General features: G+C 36.9%; 1 pseudogene. It reads right to left on the minus strand.

Annotated elements, in window-relative coordinates:
* A pseudogene (locus JEM49_RS06415) lies at positions 1-1,699 on the minus strand (IS1182 family transposase); the annotation flags it as partial.
* Between the last annotated feature and the right edge of the window lie 113 nt (positions 1,700-1,812).

Genomic DNA, 1,812 nt, shown 5'->3' on the forward strand with positions numbered 1-1,812 from the left:
GTGTCTGGGAAAAAACTAAATCCTAGGCCATAAAAAGAACGATCAAAATTCTCAAATTTGAGGTTTTGATCGTTTTTTTCTCTCTCATTAATTTTTTTAATAAAAAAGTATGGTCCTTTGACCATCTTCTGTTCCAATATTTGCTCAAATTCATCATCATGAAGGCTATTCCTACATCGGTTTCAACTTTCTTTTTGCCTCTTAAATGGGTTCGGCGCATGCCAAATACGTTCTTCAAATGTCCGAAAATGGGTTCTACATCATATTTTCTCATACTATAGATGTGTCTTCCTTCTGGGCTTTGAAGAACTTCTTTTGCCTTTTCTTTTAGTCTTTGCCAATTAGGATTGTAGCGTACTTGGCGCTGCCAGCCGCTGGCAGTCTTAGCCAATTGTTCTAATTCTGACGTTGCTTGGGTTTCATCAGCTTCATAAATCTTAAAATTGCGAACCTGATCCGTTGAACCCGTTGAACGATCTTTTCTCTGACTTTGACATTTAAAACTAAACTTTACACCTTGATAGTCAAGATAATAATCTTCTTTTTCATCATAATACCAATTAGCCAGTTTAGTCGGGTCCTTTTTATATTTCTTCTTTTGTTCCTTTTCGTACATGGTATATGGAATGAAATACTCTTTGTCTGAATATTCTTTTTCCAGCAGCGAGTAGTTATATTCGCTGCCATAACCAGCATCAGCGACAATTTTGTCAAACTTATCTAATGTCGTCATTTGTTTCAAAAACGGCTCTAAGGTTCTAAAATCTGTGGGATTAGGGTACAAGGCATAATCAACTACATACTGGTCAGTTGTAGCGGCTTGAATATTGTAGCCCGGTTTAAGCTGACCGTTTTTCATGTGATCTTCTTTCATGTGCATGAAAGTTGCGTCGTGATCGGTTTTGGAATAGCTATTGCGCCCAGCAAAGATTTCTTTGTCGTCTTCATATTTCTTCATGCGAGGAACGTAGTCTTTCTTCAGTTTGCGAAGCAGCTTCTTAAGACCTCGTCTCTTAACTTTTCTAGGAGAGCCTCCTGGAATGACTTTAGGTTCTTGCTCAATTTCTTCGGTCAGCTTTTCAATTTCAGCTTCAGTTTCTTGGGCAAGCTCTGCCAGTCCTTCGCTAGTCTGCACTTTTTCCTTGGCCATTGCTTTGACTACTTCTTTGGCAATCAATTCATCGTAAAGTTCAACTGCTTGGCCTTTTAATTTTTCATGATACTTTTCAACAGCTTTACGCCAAACAAAAGTATAGCGGTTGGCATCAGCTTCAATCTTAGTGCCATCGATAAAAATCGCGCCTTCATTGATCAAACCTTCATCTTCTAAAAGATTGGTAAAGTAAATAAAACATTTTTTAACCAGTTCATTGGCACGATTGCTGGATCTAAAATTATTAATTGTGTGATATGAGATCTTCTGATGTTCGGCTAAAACTATCATTGGTAGATTCTCTTCCAGCATCAATTCAATTTTTCTGCCAGAAAAGACTCTTCTTGAATAAGCAAAAAGCAAAATCTTAAGCATCATGGCTGGATGATAGGCTGGTCGTCCTGTCTTGGATGTGTCACCCAGCAATACATCTTCTGGAATTGAATCAACGAACCAGCTAATAGTATTAGCTAAGTGATTACTAGGAATAGTAAAGTCTAAATTAAGTGTTAAAGCTGTTTGGCCTGTGATATAATTTTGATACATTAATATGCCTTCTTTCATTTTTGTTTTGTGGTGATTCAATAATATCAAGGAAGACAATTAAAGTATAGAAAAAGAACGATGATTTTCGCGAAGAATTTCATCGTTCTTTTTTC

The organism is Lactobacillus sp. A27, from assembly GCF_016742815.1.
GTDB classification, from domain to species: Bacteria; Bacillota; Bacilli; order Lactobacillales; family Lactobacillaceae; genus Lactobacillus; species Lactobacillus gallinarum.